General features: G+C 36.7%; 1 protein-coding gene. It reads right to left on the minus strand.

Translation table 11 applies throughout. The features are described from left to right. Positions 1 to 390, minus strand: a 390-nt coding sequence (locus J7R05_RS08870) for a ThiF family adenylyltransferase (RefSeq protein WP_208541929.1), incomplete at both ends; no start/stop codon positions are given.

The following is a 390-nucleotide window of genomic DNA, read 5'->3' on the forward strand; positions in this document are numbered from 1 at the left end:
GAGGTTTCCTATGGATGAGCTGCATGCGTAGCAACCGGTTTTTCCAGGTATATAAAAAGGTCCAAATACAGCGATATCATTGACATAACCAGAATTTATATAAGCTTGTTTATTTTTTACACACCATTCATTTATCCATGGTACCAGCTGATCAGGTGTATCAGCAGAAATGATCCACAAATCGGCTCTGGGCAATTTGTTAATATCTTCTTTTGTAGTGATTGACATTTGTAATTCACTAATCTCGATTTGACTGTTTCTGCGTGTCAACTCACGTTGAAGAACAGTTGTTTTAGGAAGCTCTATATCTTGTTCAGTAAAAAGAATTTGTCTGCTAAGATTGGTTATTTCGATCACATCATTATCGACAAGAATTAATTTCCCCACCCC

The sequence above is a fragment of the Bartonella capreoli genome, from assembly GCF_902813205.1.
GTDB lineage: Bacteria > Pseudomonadota > Alphaproteobacteria > Rhizobiales > Rhizobiaceae > Bartonella > Bartonella schoenbuchensis.